This is a genomic window from Sorangium sp. So ce406, from assembly GCF_051474675.1.
Classification (GTDB): Bacteria; Myxococcota_A; Polyangia; order Polyangiales; family Polyangiaceae; genus Sorangium; species Sorangium cellulosum_G.
On sequence record NZ_CP150340.1, the window covers coordinates 7,489,180 to 7,508,827 of the forward strand.

Genomic DNA, 19,648 nt, shown 5'->3' on the forward strand with positions numbered 1-19,648 from the left:
GTCGCCACCGGTCGGACGGCCCAACCTGATAAATCCAACCACGATCAGGTCGGCGGCTCCTCCGGCTCCTCAACCCGGGTCGGTGGGCGGCTGGGCGGCTCGACTGACCCGGGTCGGGGCGGCTGCTCAACCTGGGTCGGGGTGACGGTGAATCCCAGCGCCTCCACGCTCGCGCAGGCCTCGCCGTCCCAGCCGAGCCGCGAATCCAGGCGCACCTCGCCCGCCGCGAGTCGGGCGGACAGCGCCATCAACGCGCCGACCTCGACCGCCTCGAGCTCGGCACCAGCGTCGCCCGCGAAGGGCGGGCAGAGCACCCGCCCGGCCGGCGCGAGCGCAAGCGCGGCGCGCGGTAGCTCACCGAGCGCGACGCCGAGAGCGGCGAGGTCGCGGCCGATGACGCCGGGCGCGGTGTCCGCCGGCCAGATCCAGACCGCGATCCCCGGCAGGTCGGCGACGCAGGCCGCCGCCGCGCACTCGGGCGGCAGCGCGAGGCCGCGGGTACCGAGGCGCGATGCCGCCACCGCTGCGACAGCGAGCCCCGGTGGGGCGAGCGTCAGCGCCGCGAGGCGACCCAGGTTGCGGTTCGCCGCGCTCCGCCGCACGGCAATCCCGGCCAGCTCGTCGGGCCGGTCGTAGACGAGCTCGACCTCGCGCTGCACCGCGACGTGCGGCGACGTCTGCGCCGCCGCGGCGAGCGCCCGCTCGTGCGCCTCGCCGTCCGGCGCCGGCCCGCCGCTCCTCTCCGGACGCGGCGCGGTCTCCTCGATCTCCAGGCGCTCGCGGAGGAGCTGGGCCACCCGCGCGGGCAACCCCAGTGAGCCGAGCGCCCAGGCGGCGGAGAACCAGTCGACCAGCACCGCCGGCCCCCCGAGCGCGAGCGCCTCGGCCGTGGCGCGATCCCAGGCGGCGAGCGCCACCCCGAGCGGATGCCCGAGCTCGCGAAAGATCGCGCCCGCCTCGTCGAGCGCCGCCGCGGCCGCAGGATCGCCGAGGTCCCGCAGCGCGCGTCCGATCGCCCGCGCGGCATAGGCGACCCAGGTCCGGAGCGGCGGCGCCGCGCGCTCGGCGACGTCGCGGGCGGAGGTCGCCAGCGCGAGCGCGTCGTCGGCGCGGCCGAGCTCGAGGGCGAGCTCCGAGAGGAACGTGAGCGCGCGGGCGCGGCCGAACGCATCGCCGAGGCGCGCGCAGAGCCACTCCTGCCGCTGGAGCGGGGCGCGGGCGCGCTCGAGGGCGCCGAGCCCGAGCGCCGCCGCGCCGAGCTGGCCGCACGCGATCGCCTCGCCCACGGCGTCGCCGCGGCGCCGGTGGAGCTCGGCGGCGTGCTCGAGCAGCGCCTCGGCCGCGCCGTACGCGCCGAGGGCCACGTACAGCGTGCCGAGCGAGTTCAGGATCTGCGCCCGCTCGCCGAGGAACGGCTCCGAGCGGCGCAGCGCCGACAGCAGCGTGCGCTGCGCGGCCGCGGCGTCGCCGAGGAGCCGCTCGGCCGTCCCGCGGTAATGGTCGGCGACGACGGCGACGCGCCGGCCGGGATCGCCCGCGGCCGCCATGGCGCCGAGCTCCACGACGGCGGTGCCGCAGGCCGACCGCGCGTCCCGGCGCATGCGCGCGAGCGCCGCCTCGCACCGCGCGAGGTCCCGGGCCTCCGCCTCGCCTTCACGGTTGAACGCGGCCGCGGCGTCGTCGAGGTGCACGACCGCGGCGTCGAGCGCGCCCTCGCGCAGCGCGAGCGCGCCGCGCCCGAACCCGAGCGCCGCCGCGAGGAGCGCGCCTCCGCCAGGCGCTGCCTGCGCGCCCCCGCCAGGCGCCGCCTGCGCGCCCCCGCCAGGCGCCGCCTGCGCGCCCCCGCCAGGCGCCGCCTGCGCGCCCCCGCCAGGCGCCGCCGCAGCATCGCCGGCGGCGCCGAGCAGCGCCTCGAGGCGGTCGAGCTCCGCGCGCACCTCGGCGGCCGGCGCGCTGCGGAGCAGCCGTGGCAGAGGCGACGCGCTCTCGAGCGGCTCAAGCGGGAGCACCGCGCGCCTCCGGCTCCCCCGCCGCCTCATCGGCCTCTTTCACGCCCTCGCCCGCGCTCCTCCCCGCCCCGCGCGCGAGCTCGTGCAGCGCGGCCTTCACCGCCTCGATCGACAGCTCCGGCCGCGCGGCGCGGATCCGGGCGACGTGCGCGGTCACGTGGGGCGCCGCGAACGACGTGCCGGTCCAGCGCCGCTCGCCGCCGCCCGGCGCGGGCGCGAGCACCTCGTCGCCGGGCGCGAGGATCTCGTGGTCCAGCGTGAGCTCGCTCCGGAGCGCCTCGGGGTCACGGAAAGGCCCCCGGCCGACGCCGATCAGCGACTTGAAGCGCCCTGGATACGTGCGGAACGCCGCCGCGTTCGGGCCGGCGGCCACGAGCACGACCTCCGCCGTGTAGGCGGCGTCCGCGACCTCGTAGAGCTCGACCAGGGACCGGTGGTCGCCGGGGCGGAGCGGCGCGCCCTTCGGGATATCGATGCCGAGGCTCAGGTTGACCACGGAGAAGCGCTCGCGGACGCAGAAGCGCAGCGCGGCGATCAGCCCGTCGCGCGAGCACCGCCCGTCGTCGCCGAGCGCGCGGACGCTCGTGATCTCCGCCCCGAGCGCCATGCGGTGGACGATGCCCGCGCACGCGGTCCCGTGCCCGCTGACGTCCCCCGGCGCGCACGGCGCCACCTCGTGCGCGGCGCCGCGCCGGATCAGCGCGACGTGCCGCAGCGCCGCGGCCCGCAGCGCCGGGTGCGACGCGTCGACGCCGGAGTCGACCAGCGCGACCCGCACGCCGTCGCCGCGGCGATCCATCGGGCGCGCGGCCTCGCCTCGCGCGCCGCCCGGTCCTGCCGGAGAGGCCGCGGTCACGCCGCGCTCCCCTCCCCCTCCCCGAGCAGCCCCTGCGCGCCGCCTGCGTAGGCGTCGATCCGCGCGAGCAGGTCGAGCGCGAGGCGGGCCTCGGCCTCGCCGCGCTCGGCGAGCCGCCCCACCACCGCCGCGAGCTCCAGGCGCCGGCGGTACTCGGGCGTGAGGCGGAGCGCATGGATGTGCCGCTCGAGCGCGGCGCGGAGCGAGGTCGGCGGCGGGGCCGCTCCTCCCGGGACCGGCGGGGCCCCCCATCCCGAGGCCGGCGGGGCCGCTCCTCCCGGGACCGGCGGGGCCCCCCATTCCGAGGCCGGCGGGGCCGCCCCTCCCGGGGCCGGCGAGGCCGCTCCTCCTCGCGCCGCCGGACCGGCCTCTTCCCGGGCCGGCTCGCCTGCGCTCGCCGCCGCCTGACCTGGCGCCTGCGCGAGCAGGTCGGGCATCGCGCGCGCGAAGAGCTCGAAGACGACGCGCTCGGTGCGGAACGACTCCACGGTGAGCGCGAGGACCTCGGCGAGCCGCTCGGCCATGTCGAGCTCCCGCCCTCCGAGCGGCGCGTCCCAGGAGAAGAGCGCGGCGCCGCCCACCGTCGCCGCGCCGACGCGGATCGGCACGAAGATCGCGGCCGCCGGCGTGGAGGCCAGGAGCGGCCGGAGCGGCGCGATCATCGGATCGCCGTCGGACAGCGCCACCGCGTGCCCGCCGCCGCCGCCGAGCAGGTACGCGAACGGGGTGCCGCTCGGCGGGAACTCCGCGCCCGAGGGGCGGAAGCTGGCCGCGTCGGCGACGACGGGGATCGTGAGCCGCCCGAGCGCCTCCATCTCGAGCGCCACGAGCGCCTCCGAGCACGGCACCGCGAGGCAGGCGAAGCGCAGGTGCTCGCCGAGCCCGCGCACGCGCGCCTCGACCGCGCCGAGCAGCGCCGCCGACTCGACGGTCGAGAGCAGGTCGCGCAGGCGCGCGGTGAACGGGGCGAGCGGCGAGCGCAGCGCGTGCGGGAGGGGCGCGACGGCCCGCCCCGGGGCAGGCGGTACGCCCGGCGCGGAGCGATCGGCGAGCGGCATGGGTCGGCGATGCTACCTCCGGAGGGCGCCGGAGCGAACCGCCATGACGCCCGCCGGCCCGCCGAATGCCAGACCTCCGCCGCGAGCCGCGAGCCGCGAGCCGCGAGCCGCGAGCCGCGAGCCGCGCCGCCGCGAGCCGCGAGCCGCGCCGCCGCGAGCCGCGACGATCGGCGCCCGCCCGCAAGACGCCCTCCGGCCGCGGCGCGAGGTTCCGGTTGACGTGCTGCGCCCCTCTCCTAGCATGCAAGGGCATGCGGCTTTCCGGCTGCCCCGCGCACCGTCCGAGGCGATTGTCCGCGCGCGCGGCGCAACGGCCGCGGTCCACGGCCGTGAGGCCCCTCGCCCCGGCGCGGGCGCGATGAGCCCGCCTCTCCGGGAGCGGCGGCGCCGCCTCGCCGTCGTGCTGTGGGGCGTCCTCGGCGTCGTGGCCGTCCTGGTCGAGGCCATCTATCGCCTCGGGACGTTGGCTGTTCGCATCCTGACAACGCATGCATTCACCACGGGCCAGCTCATCCTGCTGGCCGCGTGGACGGTCGTGATCGTCTATTTCGAGGGATACCGGGGCTTTCAGCAGCGCTTCTCGCCGCGGGTCGTCGCGCGCGCGCTCCACCTCGCGGAGCACCGACGGCCGCTTCACGTCGCGCTCGCGCCGCTCTACTGCATGGCGCTCCTCCACGCGACGCGCCGCCGGCTGATCGCGACGTGGGCGCTCATCGCGGGCATCGTGGCGCTCATCCTGCTCGTGCGGCAGATGCCCGCGCCGTACCGCGCGATCGTCGACGCGGGCGTCGCGCTCGCGCTCGCCTGGGGGACCGTCTCCATCCTCGTGTACCTCGCGCGGGGGCTCGCCGGCCGCCCGCTCGGCATCACGCCGGACGTACCGGAAGCTGCGTCCCGGCCCACGGGCGACGCGGAGGAGCTCGCCCGCCAGGCAGTCCAGGCGAGCGGCCCCTTCGAGCCGTGAGACCCGACAGGCAACCGCGCTCCCTCCGCGGCGCCTGAGACCCACACAGAATAGCGATCTGTCCCTGCATGACATGATGTCCATGCGAGCGGGCAACCTCCACGAGCAGAGCAGCTCAGCAGACGAGCGAACAGCCCCTGCGCTGCAGAGCCGGCCCCAACCGCAACGCCGCCCAGCGCGCTCCGAGCGGATGAGCGTCCGCGCGATATGCCCTGAGCCGAACCGCGTTGCTGTCTCACGTGTGGCCTTCTGGCCATCACCTCCGCTGCCTCGATCCGCGGCAACACGCTATTTGTAAACACCCTTTGCAGCTCGCCTGTGGCGCGTTGCCTCGCGTGACGGGCGCCGACGCGTGAGCGAGCGCGCTTCGCCAGGCGGCCTGCCGCCCCTGAACATCCCTTGGCCCGGAGCATGCTCTGACAGCCTGCGCTCGCGGAGAGCACTCCAGCGAGCCGCTGACTGCGCTCCGCGGAGCGCGCACCGGGGCACCGTGCAGAACTCGAACAGCCGACAAGAACTCTCCGAGATGAAAACGGAACTCACCGACGAGCTCGTCGTGCCTGTCGTCGCGCAGGAGCTGGAGGTGACGAAGCGCACCGTCGAATCCGGCCGCGTCCGCATCACCAAGGAGGTCCGCGAGCGGGTCGAGGAGGTCGAGGAGCCGCTCGCGCGCGAGCGCGTCTTCGTGGAGCGCGTCGCGATCGATCGGGTGGTGACGGAACCGCCCGCGACCCGTCAGGAGGGCGACACCCTGATCGTCCCGGTCGTCGAGGAGGTGCTCGTCGTCGAGAAGCGCCTGGTGCTCAAGGAAGAGCTCCGCATCACCCGGGTCCGCTCGGTCGAGATGAGCCCGCCGGAGCACGTCACGCTCCGGAGCGAGGACGCGCGGGTCGAGCGCGTGCCCCCACGCGAGCGCGACGGCGCGTGAGCGTCTTGTCGCGGGCCCGGCGTCACGGGCCCTGAACCGCAAACCCCACCTCGCGCGCGGCGCGAGGGGAACATGGCCGATGAGGCCGTGAAAGGCATGGAGGTCACATCATGAACAACAGCGAACGATCCGTGTCCCCGTCCCAGCGTTCTCAGCAGATCAGCAAGTCGCAGCAGACGAGCAGGACCGCCACCTCGACCGCGAAGACCAACGAGATCCGGGCCGACGTCCTGCAGGAGCAGGTCGCCGTCCCCGTGATCGAGGAGGAGCTCCAGGTCGGCAAGCGCGAGGTGAACCGCGGGGGCGTCCGCGTGTCGAGCCGCCTGGTCGAGCAGCCGGTCGAGCAAGACGTCATGCTGCGCGAGGAGCACGTCCACGTCGAGCGGCACCCCGTGGACCGGCCGGTCCAGCCGGCGGCGCTCGACACCTTCCAGGCCGGCACGGTGGAGCTCGTCGAGACCGACGAGGAGGCCGTCGTCGCGAAGAAGGCGCGCGTCATCGAGGAGGTCGTCGTCAGCAAGGCGGTGACGCAGAGGGCCGAGCAGATCCGCGAGACGCTGCGCCACACGGAGGTCCACGTCGAGCCGGTCAGCGCGACCCAGCGCGGCAACGGGACGAGGGGCTACGAGCAGTACGACGCCGAGTTCCGGAATCACTACCAGGCCGGCGCGTACTCGAAGCACGGCTATGCCTACGAGCAGGTCGCCCCGGCCTACCTGTTCGGCTACCAGCTCGGGACGTCCCAGAACTTCAAGGGACACGACTGGTCGACCATCGAGATGGAAGCGGGCAAGGCGTGGGAAGAGCGCAACCCCGGCACCTGGGAGCAGATGAAGTCGGCGGTGCGCCACGCCTGGGACAAGGTCTCCGGCAAGGCCTAGGGCGGCGGTCCTCCGCCGCGCTCCGCGCGAACGGGACCGAGCAGACAGGAGGCGCCGTGGGCTCGTTGCTCTCGGCGCCTTCCGGCGTCTCCAGGGTGCCCAGGGCATGGGCCGCTCATTCGTTCTTCGCGGGCACGAAGCGGAGCGACGCGAGGCGCAGCAGCTCACCCGAGCCGCCCTTGACCCTCAGGTAGACCTCGTGGGAGCCGGCGGCGCTCACCTTGCACGTCACGGTCGTCCAGGTCTCCCAGCCGCCGGTGGCGGGGACATCGCAGGTCGCGACGCGGCGGCCGTCCGCCAGCGGGTCGAGCCATACCTCGACGGCGCCGCCCTTCGCGCTGGAGGCCTGCAGCTCGATCTCGGCCGACGCCACACCGCCGCTGCCCAGATCGACGCTGCCGTACATGGCCCAGTCGCCGTCCTCCAGGCCGCCCAGCACCGGCCCCGCCGACTGGCTCGACACGACCTCGGTGCCGGACTCCTGGTCCGGATCCGCGGCCGCGATCGCGGTGAATCCGTCGCGGTACGTGAACAGGTCGAAGTCGGCGCTCGCGCTCCTGGCAAAGACGCCGGCCTGGCTGCCGACCCAGCCGTTGTTGACTGTGTCGTAGTCCTCGAGCGCGCTGATGTCGATCGGCTCGCCCACCTGGGTCCAGGTCAGGCGGTCCGTGCTGAACCAGCCGGTGGCCTCGTGGTCGTTGCCGTGCACCAGCTTCAGCCAGAGGGTGCGCTCGGCCGGCGCCGGGGCATCGAAGCTGATCTCGGTCGCGTCCACCGCGTCATAAGCGCTCTCGTCGGCGTTGAGGACGGGGACGACCGACCGGAACGAGAAGCGGATCCGGTCTTCTGCGTCCTCCCGGACGCGCGCCACCGACACCTCCTGGCTGATGGGGTGCATCCACGTCGGGAACGTCGTGAGATCCTGCTCCGGGACGGCGTTGCCCAGGCGAACGCCAGCCGCGTCGCCCTCCGCTTCCGGAGCGAAGTCCATCCTCACGACCATCGCCTTGGCGTGCAGCGCGTCCTTCTGGATCGCCCACCGCGTCTCGCCCGCCGCCGGCTTGAGCCGGAGCCACCCGGCGCGGTCGGTGACCGAGGCGCGATCGGCCGGCATGTTGCCGTAGAAAGTCCAGGCCGGTGAGAGCTTGTCCCCGGTGAACTCGTCGTTGACGGGCAGCAGGAACGGGATGTCGCTCGGCGGCAGCGCCGGCGCCGGCGCCGGCTCGCCCAGGCGACCGTTCACGACCGGGACCCCGGCGCCGCTCGCGTCGTCGATCCAGGTCACCTGGCTGAGCAACCCCTGCCGGCCCAGGCCACGCCGGTTGTTGTCGCACTCGTACGAGTGGGAGAAGACCCACCACGTGCCGTCTGCGATCTGGAACGGCGCGGTGCTGTGCTGCGCGCCGCTGAACGGGGCCTCTCCCTTGAGGACGCTGCCCAGCGGCGTCCAGTCCTCGGGGTTGCTGCTCAGCGTGGCCGAGCGCCACCCATACTGCTCGCCGCCGCACCCCGTGTGGGTCGAGTCGAAGTAATAGTAGAAGCCATTTCGCTTCGTCATGGTGGGCCCCTCGGCCCAGTTCTCCTCGACCGCGCTGTCAGGGTCGGCCGCGGGATCACCGCACCCCCCGTTCTCCACGTCCCAGTTGACGAAGCTGAGATCGATCGACTCGCCGCTGAGCTGCCCGGTCTCGGGATCGATCTTCTGGAGCAGGTTGACGCCGAAGTTGTTCACCTCGCCGCCCGTCACTCCATTCCATTTGCACTGCCCCGCCTTCACGACCAGGTACGTGGTCCCGTCGTCGTCGACGAAGACCGAGTCGTCATAGCCGGTCCCGCGATCGAACGATACGAGCTCCGGGTCCTCTCCGGGCGGCGTGTAGGGGCCCACGGGCTCCACGTGGACGGGCTCTCCCCAGGGCCCTGCCAGGCTCTCGGCCTCCGCGAAGTACTGGTTGAAGTTGACGGCGAAGTAGACCCTGTACCCGGAAGCGACCTTGACGATGAAGCCACCCCACGTCCCGCCCCCCGCCGAGGTCGAGGCCTCCAGGCCGGACCACGCCGGATCGACGACGCGCGACACGCGCTCCCAGCGGATGAGATCCCGCGAGTGCAGGATCTCGACGTAGGGTGAGATGTTGAAGCTGGAGCCGGTGATGTAGAAATCGTCCCCCTCGATGTAGATGTTCATGTCCGGGTGATCGCCGGGCAGGACCGGGTTGAGGTAGGTGGACTGGGGCTCGCCCGGCCAGCTCGCTGTCTCGAAGGCGGCGGTCAGCGTCTTGTCCCCGTCCACCGTGATCTCCACGACGTCGTCCGCCTCGCTCGCGGCCCCGCTCCACCCCGTGAAGTCGGCGCTCGGCGCGGGTCTGGCGGTCACTGTGACCACGGCGCCGGCCCTGTGCAGGTAGGTCCCAGGCGGAGGATCGGTCGTCCCGTCCCCCTTCGCCTCGATCGTCAGGGGATATTCCAGCGGCGACACGTGCTCGTCCCCTCCGCAGGACATGGGCAGGGCCCCGATCAAGATCATCGCCGTGATGAAAGCGTTGTGTTTTCTCATGGTCATGTCCTGAGTCGCTCTGGCCGCCAATCCCGGCCACGAGGACCTCTGGCGGGTGCGCATGACGACCCGTGCAGCCTTTCAGATCCAAAGGGCGAACGCGGGCCCACTGTGAACGTTCACACGACGGGTGTCAATTTCCCTCGCGACGGGCGCGGGGTCGTCCGGCTGGCCGGAGCGGCGGAGCGGCCGACCGTGGGCACCGCAGGCGCCGCGCCGTTCCGTTCCGTTCGCCATGCGCTGCGCTTCTTTGATATGCATGGCGCGATGGAGCCGGACCAAGCGATGACACGTCCAATCGATCACACAGATGGCGTTCCGGAGATCCAGCGCCTGAGGCAGCGCGTCCAGGAGCTGGAGCAGGTCGAGGCGGAGCGGAATCGCCTCCAGGCGGCGCTGCGCCGGAGCGAGGAGCACGCGCGCGTCTTTGTCACCTACACGCCGGCCGCGGTGGCCATGTTCGATCGGAACATGTGCTACGTCCTGGCCAGTCACCAGTGGATCGCGGATTTCGGCTTGAAGGACACGGATATCACCGGCCGGAACCATTACGAGCTATTCCCCGAGATCCCCGAGCACTGGAGGGCGATCCACCGGCGCTGCCTCGCAGGCGCCTCGGAGGGGAATGATGAGGAGCCCTTCCCGCGGGCCGACGGGCGCGTCGACTGGGTGCGCTGGAAGATCTTCCCGTGGCACACGGCGAGCGGCGAGATCGGCGGGATCATGCTGTTCACGGAGGTGATCACCGAGCGAAAGCGGCTCGAGGATACGCTCCGGATGCAGGCGAGGACGCTCGTGGAGCTGTCGACGCCCATCGTGCCCATGAGCCACGGCGTCCTCGTGCTGCCGCTGGTGGGCGTGCTGGACGCGGCGCGGGCGCAGCAGATGATGGACAGCTTGCTGAGCAAGGTGGTCGAGCGCCAGGCGCGGGTGGCGATCATCGACGTCACGGGCGTGCCGCACATCGACTCGAGCTCGGCGAGCGCCCTCCTGCAGGTGGCGCGGGCGGTCCGGCTGCTCGGGGCGCAGGTCGTCATGACCGGCATCCGGCCCGAGGTGTCCCGGGCCATGGTCGGCCTCGACATCGACCTCGCCGGCATCGTGACCCGACGCGATCTGCAGAGCGGGATCGCCTTCGCGACCGCGGCGGGCTCGGCAGCGGCGCCGCCCCCGCCCTGACGGTCCGTGCCGGCGGGGCCGGTTACAGGCAGGCCGGGTCGGGCGCCGCCGCGGGCGACGGCCGCCGGTCCATCTCCCGCCAGCGCGGGTCCACGGCGGGCAGCATCGTCACGAGGAGGTACGCCGCGCCGCACACCACCATCGCGAACGAAAGCCCGTCGGCGCGGATGAGGAGGCCGCCCACGAGGCCGCCGAACGGCATCAGCGCGAACGACATCGCCGAGGTCAGCGACGAGACCCGGCCGACCAGGGGCTCGGGAATGCGCTCGAAGATCACCGCGCCCAGCACCGGGTTGATGAACCCGGCCGCGAACCCGCCCGCGACCGACACCGCCAGGATCGCCGCCAGCGGCGCGTCGAGCGCCATCACGACGAAGCGCGGGGCGCCGCAGACAAGGAACGCGGTCAGGTACGTCGTGTAGCGCGGCAGCCTCGACGCCCAGGCCGCGGCGGTGACGGCGCCGAGCGCGGACGCCCCGCTGAACACAGCGAAGACAAGCCCGAGCGCCCTGGCGCCGCTGCCGGAATCCACCGACCAGACCGGCATCAGCACCGTCGCATAGGCGATATCGAGCAGGTTGGTGAGGGCCACCATCCCCGCGATGCCGAGCAGCACCCGGTCGCGGCGCAGGAAGTCCCATCCCTCGCGGAGCTGGGCGAGGTAGCGGGCGGCGCCGGCCGGCTCGCGCGCCGGGGCGGCGTCGGCCGGCGCGCGCGCCGGGGCGGCGTCGATCGAGCCTGTCGCCACCATCCGCCGGGTCGCCCATGCCAGCACCAGCGCGGACAGGGCGAAGCTGAGGGCGTCGACGTACAGCGCGCGGGCGGCGCCGATCCCGGCCACGAGCAGGCCCGCGGCGCCCGCGCCCAGCATGCTCGCGGTCCGCTCGACCGTGGACGCGAGGCCGGTCGCCCGCTCCATGGGCACCCCGGCGCTGGCCACGAGCGCCGGCACGAGCGCCTGCTTGGCGGCGTCGCCCGGTCCACGCAGCGCGCCGGCGACGGCGACGAGGGCCAGAAACAGGGGGAAGCCCAGCAGGCCAGCGTCGTACAGCAGCGGGATCGAGGCGACGACGAGCGTCGAGGCGAGGTCGCAGCCGATCGCGACCCGGCGCGCGCCCACCCGGTCGATGACGGGACCGCCGAGCACCTTGAACAGGACCAGGGGCAGCGTCTCCGCGAGCGCCACGAGGCCGGTCCGGGTCGCGCTGCCGGTCGTCTCGAGCACGAAGAGCGGCAGCGCGATCAGCGAAACGCGGGTGCCGGTGAGCGAGAGGGCCTCGGCGGTGAGCCAGCCGTAGAGCGGCCTCCGGGTCGACGCGCGCGGGGTCGGGACGGCGCTCATCGTCGCGGCTCACCCGTCACCGTGCCCGGCCGCGGGAAGGCGTGCAGCATCACGACGAACTCCCCGGCGTCGGGATCGCCGTCGTCCTCCTCGGCGCCGTCGACCATCGCCTCGAGCGCCTCGACGAGGGCCTGGGCCCGCCGCGGCGTGAGGCGCAGGGCCCAGTCGCTGGCGGTCGACGCGCGCCGCCACGGCGCCGGGAGGAGCTCGACCTCCTCGACCGCGCGCTGCATCTGCTCGGCGTGCACGACCGCGACCGCCCGCAGAAAGGCGTCCTGCGCGGCCTGGGTGTCGGGGTCGTCGGCCGGCAACGTGCGCGTCGACCGGTGGGCGGCCTTCCACCACCGATCCCGGGCGTTCCCGCGCTCCTCGTCGTCGACGATGAAGCCATGCTGGGCGAGCTGGCGCAGGTGGTACGACGTCGCGCCGGTGTTGAGGCCGAGGCGGGCCGCCAGCGTCGTCGCGGTGGCCGGCCCCTCGCTGCGCAGCAGGCCGAGCATCCGCAGGCGGACGGGGTGGCTCAGCGCGCGCAGCGCCTGCAGCGTCGGGGTGATGGTCGTCAGGTCCACGGCGTGAGCGTGGATCGCAAACAATATTTTGCAAAATAAAATGTGCAATCGTGTGCACCCACATTGAATTTCATGAGGCGCGCGAAGCTAGAGCGCCGGCCCCGCCGCGGACCGCTGCAGCGCCTCGGCCAGGAGCGAGCGGTAGAGCGGCGAGCTCTCGCGCAGCGACGCGTGCGTGCCCACCGCCGCGACCCTGCCGCCGTCGAGCAGCACGTTGAAGGTCGACCGGAGGAGGTGCGGCGCGTGGGTCACCACGACCGTCGTGCGCCCGCCGGCGACCTCGCACGCGGCGCGGAGGAGCGCCTCGGCGGTCGCGCCCGGCAGGCCCGCCTCGGGCTCGTCCAGCACGAAGACGCGCGGCTCACGCAGCAGCACCCGCGCGAGCAGCAGCCGCCGCGCCTCGCCGCCCGACAGGCTCGGCGGCGCGGCGCGCACCTCGGTCGCGAGGCCGCGCGCCGCCGCCCGGACGACGCCCGCGGGCCCCGCGTCCGGGGGTGCGCCCGGCGCGCCCGCGAGCTCGTCGAGCTCCACCAGGCGGAGCGCCTCCCGCATGCGGTCCTCCGACGGGCGAGGGTCGAGGCCGAGCGCAAGGTTGTCCCCGAGGCTGCGCTCGAACAGCCGCGCCGACTGGCCCACCACACCGAAGAGCCGCGGGAGCGCCTCGGGCGGGATCTGCCGCAGGTCCACGCCGCCCACGGTGATCGCGCCCGACGACGGCTCGTCGAGCCGCAGCAGCAGGCGCAGCAGCATCGACTTGCCGCTGCCGGATCGGCCGCAGATGCCGACCACCGCGCCGGCCGGGATCGAGAGCGACACGTCGTCGAGGACCGGGCGGCCCGCGCCCGGCGGCGTGAAGGTGACGCGGTCGAACACGATCGCCAGCGGGCGCCTCGGCTCGCCGTCCAGACCCGCCGCGTGGCCGCCCTCCACGCGCGGCGGGTGCTCCGGCAGGCGGAGCAAGGCGAGCGTCGCGCGCAGCAGCGGGGCGCGCTCGATGAAGCCGGCGCGGAGCGCGTCGAGCGCCTCGAGGCGCGCCATCAGGAGCGGCACCACGAGCAGGAGCTCGCCGACCTCGCCCGCGCCGACGTCGCCGCGGGAGACCGCGATCGCGGCCACGATGACGAGCGGCGAGAGCGCCGCGAACACGCCCTTGATCTGGCCGGACACCGCGAGCGCCTGGCCGAAGCGGCGGCGCGCGTCGGCGACCCGGTACGCGGCCCCGGCGAGCTCGCGGACGGCCTGCTCGCGGGCGCCGAGCAGGCGCAGGTCCTCGGCGCCCGCGAGCGCCTCGCCGACCGCGCCGAAGACGGCCGTGTCGGCGTGCTGCATCTCCCGCATCGCGCGCGCCACGCGCCCGGACGCCCGGTCGGCCGCGAGCCGCGACGCCGCGAAGAGCGCCGCGCCGCCGGCGAGAACGAGCGCCATGCCGCTCGAGACGAGCCCCGCGGCGAGCACCGCGAGCGTCGCGACCGCCTGCGGGAGGCCGGCGGCGACGGCGAGGCCGAAATCGGCGACGAGGCCGGCGTCGCGCACGATCGCGAGCCGCACGACCTCGGCGCCCCGCGCGGGCGGCGCGGGCCGCGCGCCGGCGCCGGCCGGCGGCCGGGGCGCCGCGGGCCCCGCCGCCTGCGCGTCCAGGAGCGCGCGACCCGCGGCGTCGACGTCCCGGGGCGAGGCGGACAGCGCCGCGCGGAAGAGCGCGACGCGGAGCGCGGCGGTGAGATCGCCGGCGAGCTCGGAGCTCTTCCGGCCGGACACCACCGCCAGGGAGGCGGACGCGAGCGTGGCGGCCAGCGCGGCGAGGACCACGACGGCCGCCGGCGCGCCGTCGAGCAGCCGGGCGATCGCGCCGCCGAAGCCGCCGGAGGGCCGCGCGGCGCGCCCGGCCACGGCGCCGATGGCCGCGCCGGCCACCGCCGGCAGGACGCCGGACAGGGCGCCCGCGAGCGACGAGAGCGCCACGACGAGCGCGAGACGCGCGCCGGCTCCCCGCGACCCCTGTGGCCCCGCCGACATGTGCGACACGCGCCCCGCGTGCAGCGAGCGGAGACCGAGCCGCAAGATCGCGAGGAGCGCGCGCATCGACGTGCGCGTCCACGCTACACCGCGGGCGCGGTTGCGCGCGACGCGCATCCGATCGACCCTCTCCGCGTGCGCACCGCGCTCGTGGTCCTGCTCCCGCTGCTCGCGGCCTGCGAGCGCCCGGAGCCCGCGCCGCCGGCGCAGGCCGACGCCGGGACCCACACCCCCTGGACGCGCGACAGCGCGGCGCCCCTCGACCACCGCAGCGCAAGCCTCCGGACGACCGGGGCGGCGGCGGTGAGCTCCGCCGAGCCGGAGGCGCTCGAGGAGATCCTCGCCGCCGCGCGGCAGGCCGCGCCCAGGGCGAACGACGGCGGGACGATCGCGAAGATCGGCACGAGCACCGGCGTCCCGGAGCCCTCCGCGCGCCCGGCTGCGTCGGCGCCGCCGCCCGAGCCCGCGCCGCGATCGCGCGTCGAGATCGGCGCGCCCACGGTGCAGGTCGACATGTCGAGCCCCGCCATCGAGAAGGCCGCGCGCGCGCAGCTCTACTGGGACCTCGTGCAGCGCTGCCGCGGCCCGGACGGGAAGATCCTGCCGCCCGACGTCATCCGGGTGGAGTTCAACGTCGACGCCGACGGCTACATCGTGGCGCCGACGATCATCGGGAGCGCGTCCGACCCGCGCTACGACGACGCGGCCACCTGCATGCGGCGGGAGCTGTCCGCCGCGACGTTCCGCGCGCCGGCGGGGGCGCGCGGGCTGCCCACCCGGGTGGACGCGACCGTGCCGTCCGTCGACTGATCCGGAGCTGCGCCTCAGTCGAGGCGCGAGACGCTGAGCGGCCGCATGAGCGCCCGCTTCTTGTCCTGGTGCTCGTGCATGCGCTGGAGCACGTCGACCACGAAGTCGACCGTCGCGACGATGTTCTCGCCCCGGTTGAGCATCACGCACTCGGCCCGCGAGCTCATCGCCGCGTCCGTCACCTCCCCGCGCGTCGGCACGCCGGTCTTGTTCAGGCTCTCGAGCACCTGCGTCGCCCAGATCGCCGGGACCAGCGCGGCCTCGCAGAGCCACAGGAGCTCCTCCTGCACCTCGGCCAGCCGCACGAACCCCATCTCGACGGCCATGTCGCCGCGCGCGACCATCACGCCGACGTTCTCGCTGCGCATCGCCGTGAGCAGGAGCCGCGGGAGCTGCCGGAACGCGGGCGTCGTCTCGATCTTGAGCACGAGCCCGAGGTGCGCGGCCTCGCGCGCCGCGAGCTCCGCCTGGAGGCGCTCCACATCGGAAGGAGACCTGACGAACGACAGCCCCACCATGTCCGCGTGGCGCGCGATGAAGTCGAGATCCTCGAGATCCTTCGGCGTGAGCGGCGGGATCCCGAGCTCGGTGTCCGGGAAGTTCAGGCCCTTGCCCGGCTTCAGCTTGACGGAGCCCTGGCGCGCGAAATCCACCTCGACGAGCGCGGCGCCGTCGGTGACGAGCTTGACCGTGCCGCCGAGCCGCCCGTCGTCGTAGAACACCCGGTGCCCGGGCCGGAGATCGTCGACGACCTCCGGGATGGTGCAGCCGACCGCGAGCGCGTCGCCCCCCTCGGCGCCGGCCGCCGCCGCGCGCGCCCGCTTCACGTCCTTCAGCTCCTTGCACAGCCAGAACTGCGGCCGCCCCCCCGACTCCGGGAGCGCGAGGCGCGCCGAGCCCCCGTCGACCTTGCTCACGCGCGGGTTCGGCCCGGCGACGTCGCACAGGATCTTGCACGCGAAGCCGGTCTCCTGCGACGCCTTCCGGAGCCGCTCGACGAGCCCGGTCCACTCCGCCGCGTCGCCCTTCGAGCAGTTGATCCGCGCGACGTCCATGCCCGCCTCGAGCAGCCGCTTCAGGTCGCGCTTCCGCGCGTCCCCGGGCAGCGTGACCATCACCCGCGTCTGACGCCCCGGCCTCCCCTCGCCGAGCAGCGCCCGCGCGTGGTCCTCGAGCAGCGACTCCCCCGAGTCGAACGTGGTGGGGTGCTCGCCCGGAGGCCGCGTCCCGGGGCGCCCCGCGAGCGCGTCGAGCGCGCCGAGCACGGCGTCGAGCGACGCCAGCGCGCAGCGCTCGATCCGGCCCAGCGAGCTCAGGCCGAACGAGGCGAGCTGGCGCTGGAGATCGCGGATGTCGCGCTGCCGGACCGCGAGGTAGTGGAGCAGGTTCGCCGCGCCCGCGCGGTGCGCCGGGTGCGCCGCGTCGATCAGCGCCCGGTGACGCTCCTCGTGCTCGACGGCGCTCCCGCGCAGCGCCCCGACGGCGGTCAGCGCTTGCTCGATCGTGTGCGGATCAGGACAGGTCATGGCGCGGCCTCCAGGGTGCGCGCGGATGCTCTCACCCGCCGCGGCGCGCCGCAACGCCAGGCGCGCTACGCGGGCGCGCGGTACCGCGCCACCACGACCGTGATGTCGTCGTCGGGGCTCGGACACCAGCCCTCGACCTCCCTCAGGATCCGGTCGCGGATCGCCTCGACGGGCGACGCCTGCGCGGCCTCGATCGCGGCGCAGAGCCGCTCGAGGCCGAACTGCTCGCGGTGCGCGTTGCGGGCCTCGGTCACGCCGTCGCTGTACAGGACGAGCACGTCCCCGTCCTCCAGGACGAACTCGGCGTCCCGCGTCGCCGCGTCGATGACGGGCAGCACGCCGATCCAGACGCCCGTGCTCGGGATGCACACGCAACGCCGCGTGCGCGCCGAGCACACGATGATGTCATCGTGCGCCCCCGCGAACGTCACGCGCCCGTCGCGCTCGTACCGCAGGAGCAGCAGCGTCGCGTGCTCGTCCCGCCTCAGGCGGCCGCGCACGTTCTTGTAGATGGCCTTGTTGAGCGCGGCGAGGAGCTCGCTCGGGCTGACGCTCGGGTCCTTGCTCGTCAGCGCGGAGACCATGCTCTGGATCATCAGCATCACGAGCCCCGCCGCGAGCCCGTGCCCCGCGACGTCGCCGATCCCCAGCCACCCGCCCCCGGGCGTCGCGATGACGTCGTAGTAGTCGCCGCCGACCTCCGCCGCCGGCGTCATCGACGCGCAGAGCTCGAGCCCCTCCACCTCGAGCTGCTCCGGCACCAGCGTCGTCTGGATGCGCGCCGCGACGACGGTCTCCTCGCGCCCCCGCTCCTGCTCCAGCCGCTCGCGCAGCTCCACCTGCCGGACCATCTCGCGGTGCAGCGTCACCGTCTTCACCGCGGAGCCGACCTGGAGGCGCAGCGCGTCGTACACCATCTCGTTCACGCCGCTGTTGAGCGCCATCAGCCCGAAATACTCCGTGTCGCCGAACGTGAGCGGCATGACGACCACGCTCCTGCGCTCGCTCGAGCTCAGGAACCCGGGCGGCGCGAGCAGGCGCGAGGGGAAGCTCTCCGCGGGCGGCTCCACCTCGCGGCCGTCCTCCATCAGGAAGAGCGCCTTCAGGGTGGCGCGGGTCGGGTCGTCGTAGAGCGAGATGGCGACGCGCGTGAAGCCCAGCCGGGGCAGCTCCGAGGCCAGCATGCGCTTGAAGAGCGGCAGGCTCAGGCACGTCGAGAACCACCGGCCGCTCCAGGCCAGGCCGATCGCGGAGAGCTCGACGTCGAGGCGCTGCCGCCCCTCGGCGCGCACGGACGCGCTCCCGATGAGGACGCGGCACGCGTGCCAGAGCTGCTCGAGGGACTCGTTCACGGCGGCCCCGGCCGGATCGCCGACGGGGCGGCGGAGCCGGGCGCGCAGCAGCGTGATCACGCCCTGGAACAGGTCGAGGAACACCCCCTCGCGCCCGGCCGCGTCGAGCAGGCGCTCCAGCACGCGCACGAAGCGCCCCTCGCCCCCGGCGAGCTCCTGCTCCAGCGCCGACAGGAGCTCACCGGCCCAGCCATGGAGCGAGGCGGCCGGGATGCCCACGACATGCTCGAGCGCGCGCTCCAGCTCGTCTCGCCGGCCGGCGAGCGAGATCGCCCCGGCGCGAGCCGGCGGCGGGATCGTGAGCGGCCCCGCGGCGGCGGCCTGGTACGCGCAGCCGCAGGACTCGCGCCGCGTGAGCTCGACCTGCTGCAGGTTGCGCAGCGGCACCGGCGCGCCGTCGAGCATGCGCAGCACGGTCTCGAGCGCGATCTCCCCCAGCCGCTTGATCGGCTGGCGCACCGTGGTCAGGGACGGCTTCGTGTAGCGCGCCACGCCGACGTCGTCGAAGCCGCACACGAGGATGTCCCGGGGGACGCCGCGGCCCTGCGCCTTCAGGAGCTCGATGGCGCCGAGGGCCATGTTGTCGTTGGCGGCGACAACGGCGTCGATCTCGACCCCGCGGGCCAGGATCTCGGCCATCGCGGCGCGGCCGGTGTCGATGGTGAACTCGCCGCTCGCGACGAGGCGCTCGTCGTAGGGGAGCTCGCGCGCGGCGAGCGCCTTGCGGTACGCCTCGGCGCGGAGCCTCGCCTCGCCGTTGTTCGTCGGACCGCCGATGTACGCGACGCGCCGGCAGGCGTGGTCGTCGAGCAGGTGGCCGGCGGCCATCTCGATCCCGAGCGCGTTGTCGACGACGACGCTGGGGATGCCCTGCAGCGGGATCCCGATGCTGCACATGGGCAGCGGCGCGTAGTCCCGGCAGAAGCGCTCCACCCCCTCGACCCCCACGTGATTGCAGAGCGTCGCCGCGGCGATGACGATGCCCTCGACCGCCTCGGCGCCGACGAGGCGGTAGACGCTGTTCTGGGCGATCTCCGAGGGGCCGTGGCCGGCGAGCGTCTCCCCGACCGCGATGACGAGGTGGACGTCGTGCGCCTCGGCGGCGCGCTCCACCCCGATCCGCACCGCGGACTGATACTCGCCACGCACATAATCCATCAAGAGGGCGATCGTACGGCGCTTCTTCGTCATGTGCTGCGGCTCTCGGGATCAGACGTCGGAGATCGACACGACGTCCGGCGCCATGCGCTCGAGCGCCGTCAGGCTCCGCCGCTGCCAGCCGAGCCGCGCGTCCGTGATGAACTCGACCTTGCACTTCATGCCCTGACCCGGGAGGCCACAGATGAAGCTGATGAACGCCTTCAGACAGCTCGAGTTCAGGAAATAAAGCGCCCTGATGTCGAACGCGACGCGGTTGATGGAGAGGCGCAGCACCTCCGCCTGGAGCGCCTTGAGGCAGAGACCGAGCGAGGGCGCCGCCGCCATGTCGCCTGTCCCGCTGAGCTTGACGCTGAGGGCGTCGTCCCTCAGGGTCGGCTCGATCCCGAAGCTCTCCGTGACGACAGGCTCAACCCGCAAGCTGCTCATCTCCCCTTCACCTC

The 19,648-nt window shown here is 74.2% G+C and carries 15 protein-coding genes; 5 read left to right on the plus strand and 10 right to left on the minus strand.

Annotated features, from left to right (window positions below):
• Positions 1 to 44: 44 nt before the first annotated feature.
• From WME96_RS27695 to WME96_RS27705, 3 genes are read right to left on the minus strand one after another with little or no spacing between them, the layout of a single operon-like run.
• Positions 45 to 2,009, minus strand: a complete 1,965-nt coding sequence (locus tag WME96_RS27695; RefSeq protein ID WP_437284589.1) for a hypothetical protein — start codon at positions 2,007 to 2,009, stop codon at positions 45 to 47.
• The gene (locus WME96_RS27700; RefSeq protein ID WP_437284590.1) at positions 1,996 to 2,865 is read right to left on the minus strand and encodes a S8 family peptidase; all 870 of its coding nucleotides are present in this window, start codon (positions 2,863 to 2,865) and stop codon (positions 1,996 to 1,998) included. Before WME96_RS27700 ends, WME96_RS27695 begins: the two co-directional genes overlap by 14 nt.
• On the minus strand, positions 2,862 to 3,923 hold the full coding sequence (locus WME96_RS27705; protein ID WP_437284591.1) for a hypothetical protein: 1,062 nt from the start codon (positions 3,921 to 3,923) through the stop codon (positions 2,862 to 2,864). Before WME96_RS27705 ends, WME96_RS27700 begins: the two co-directional genes overlap by 4 nt.
• Before the next feature lie 358 nt (positions 3,924 to 4,281).
• Here WME96_RS27705 and WME96_RS27710 point away from each other — a divergent pair, with 358 nt between their 5' ends.
• From WME96_RS27710 to WME96_RS27720, 3 genes are all read left to right on the plus strand, one after another.
• On the plus strand, positions 4,282 to 4,887 hold the full coding sequence (locus tag WME96_RS27710) for a hypothetical protein (protein WP_437284592.1): 606 nt from the start codon (positions 4,282 to 4,284) through the stop codon (positions 4,885 to 4,887).
• Between the two features lie 526 nt (positions 4,888 to 5,413).
• Entirely contained in the window at positions 5,414 to 5,815 is a 402-nt protein-coding gene (locus WME96_RS27715; protein ID WP_437284593.1) for a DUF2382 domain-containing protein, read from the plus strand.
• Between the two features lie 110 nt (positions 5,816 to 5,925).
• Positions 5,926 to 6,696, plus strand: a complete 771-nt coding sequence (locus WME96_RS27720) for a YsnF/AvaK domain-containing protein (RefSeq protein WP_437284594.1) — start codon at positions 5,926 to 5,928, stop codon at positions 6,694 to 6,696.
• A 115-nt stretch (positions 6,697 to 6,811) separates the two neighbouring features.
• Here the strand turns inward: WME96_RS27720 and WME96_RS27725 are convergent, their stop codons facing one another.
• Positions 6,812 to 9,253 carry a family 43 glycosylhydrolase gene (locus WME96_RS27725; protein ID WP_437284595.1) on the minus strand — a complete coding sequence of 814 codons (2,442 nt, stop codon included), beginning with the start codon at positions 9,251 to 9,253 and terminating at the stop codon, positions 6,812 to 6,814.
• 285 nt (positions 9,254 to 9,538) lie between these two features.
• Between WME96_RS27725 and WME96_RS27730 the strand changes: the two genes are divergently transcribed.
• On the plus strand, positions 9,539 to 10,432 hold the full coding sequence (locus WME96_RS27730; protein WP_437284596.1) for an STAS domain-containing protein: 894 nt from the start codon (positions 9,539 to 9,541) through the stop codon (positions 10,430 to 10,432).
• A gap of 22 nt (positions 10,433 to 10,454) precedes the next feature.
• Here the strand turns inward: WME96_RS27730 and WME96_RS27735 are convergent, their stop codons facing one another.
• The 3 genes from WME96_RS27735 to WME96_RS27745 all read right to left on the minus strand — a co-directional run bounded on the left by WME96_RS27735 (position 10,455) and on the right by WME96_RS27745 (position 14,425).
• Positions 10,455 to 11,774, minus strand: a complete 1,320-nt coding sequence (locus tag WME96_RS27735; RefSeq protein WP_437284597.1) for an MFS transporter — start codon at positions 11,772 to 11,774, stop codon at positions 10,455 to 10,457.
• The gene (locus WME96_RS27740; RefSeq protein WP_437284598.1) at positions 11,771 to 12,343 is read right to left on the minus strand and encodes an ArsR/SmtB family transcription factor; all 573 of its coding nucleotides are present in this window, start codon (positions 12,341 to 12,343) and stop codon (positions 11,771 to 11,773) included. Before WME96_RS27740 ends, WME96_RS27735 begins: the two co-directional genes overlap by 4 nt.
• An 87-nt stretch (positions 12,344 to 12,430) precedes the next feature.
• On the minus strand, positions 12,431 to 14,425 hold the full coding sequence (locus WME96_RS27745) for an ATP-binding cassette domain-containing protein (RefSeq protein ID WP_437284599.1): 1,995 nt from the start codon (positions 14,423 to 14,425) through the stop codon (positions 12,431 to 12,433).
• 69 nt (positions 14,426 to 14,494) lie between these two features.
• On the opposite strand from WME96_RS27745, the gene WME96_RS27750 reads away from it, so the two are divergent.
• A complete protein-coding gene (locus tag WME96_RS27750) occupies positions 14,495 to 15,169 on the plus strand; it encodes an energy transducer TonB (protein WP_437284600.1) in 675 nt (224 codons plus the stop codon).
• Positions 15,170 to 15,183: 14 nt separating this feature from the next.
• Here WME96_RS27750 and WME96_RS27755 read toward each other — a convergent pair whose 3' ends face one another.
• From WME96_RS27755 to WME96_RS27765, 3 genes are all read right to left on the minus strand, one after another.
• Positions 15,184 to 16,695, minus strand: coding sequence for a pyruvate kinase (locus WME96_RS27755; protein WP_437284601.1), 1,512 nt, complete (start codon positions 16,693 to 16,695; stop codon positions 15,184 to 15,186).
• 65 nt (positions 16,696 to 16,760) lie between these two features.
• Entirely contained in the window at positions 16,761 to 19,238 is a 2,478-nt protein-coding gene (locus tag WME96_RS27760) for a SpoIIE family protein phosphatase (protein WP_437284602.1), read from the minus strand.
• 18 nt (positions 19,239 to 19,256) lie between these two features.
• Positions 19,257 to 19,634: a hypothetical protein gene (locus WME96_RS27765; protein ID WP_437284603.1), complete on the minus strand. Its 378-nt coding sequence runs from the start codon at positions 19,632 to 19,634 to the stop codon at positions 19,257 to 19,259.
• Between the last annotated feature and the right edge of the window lie 14 nt (positions 19,635 to 19,648).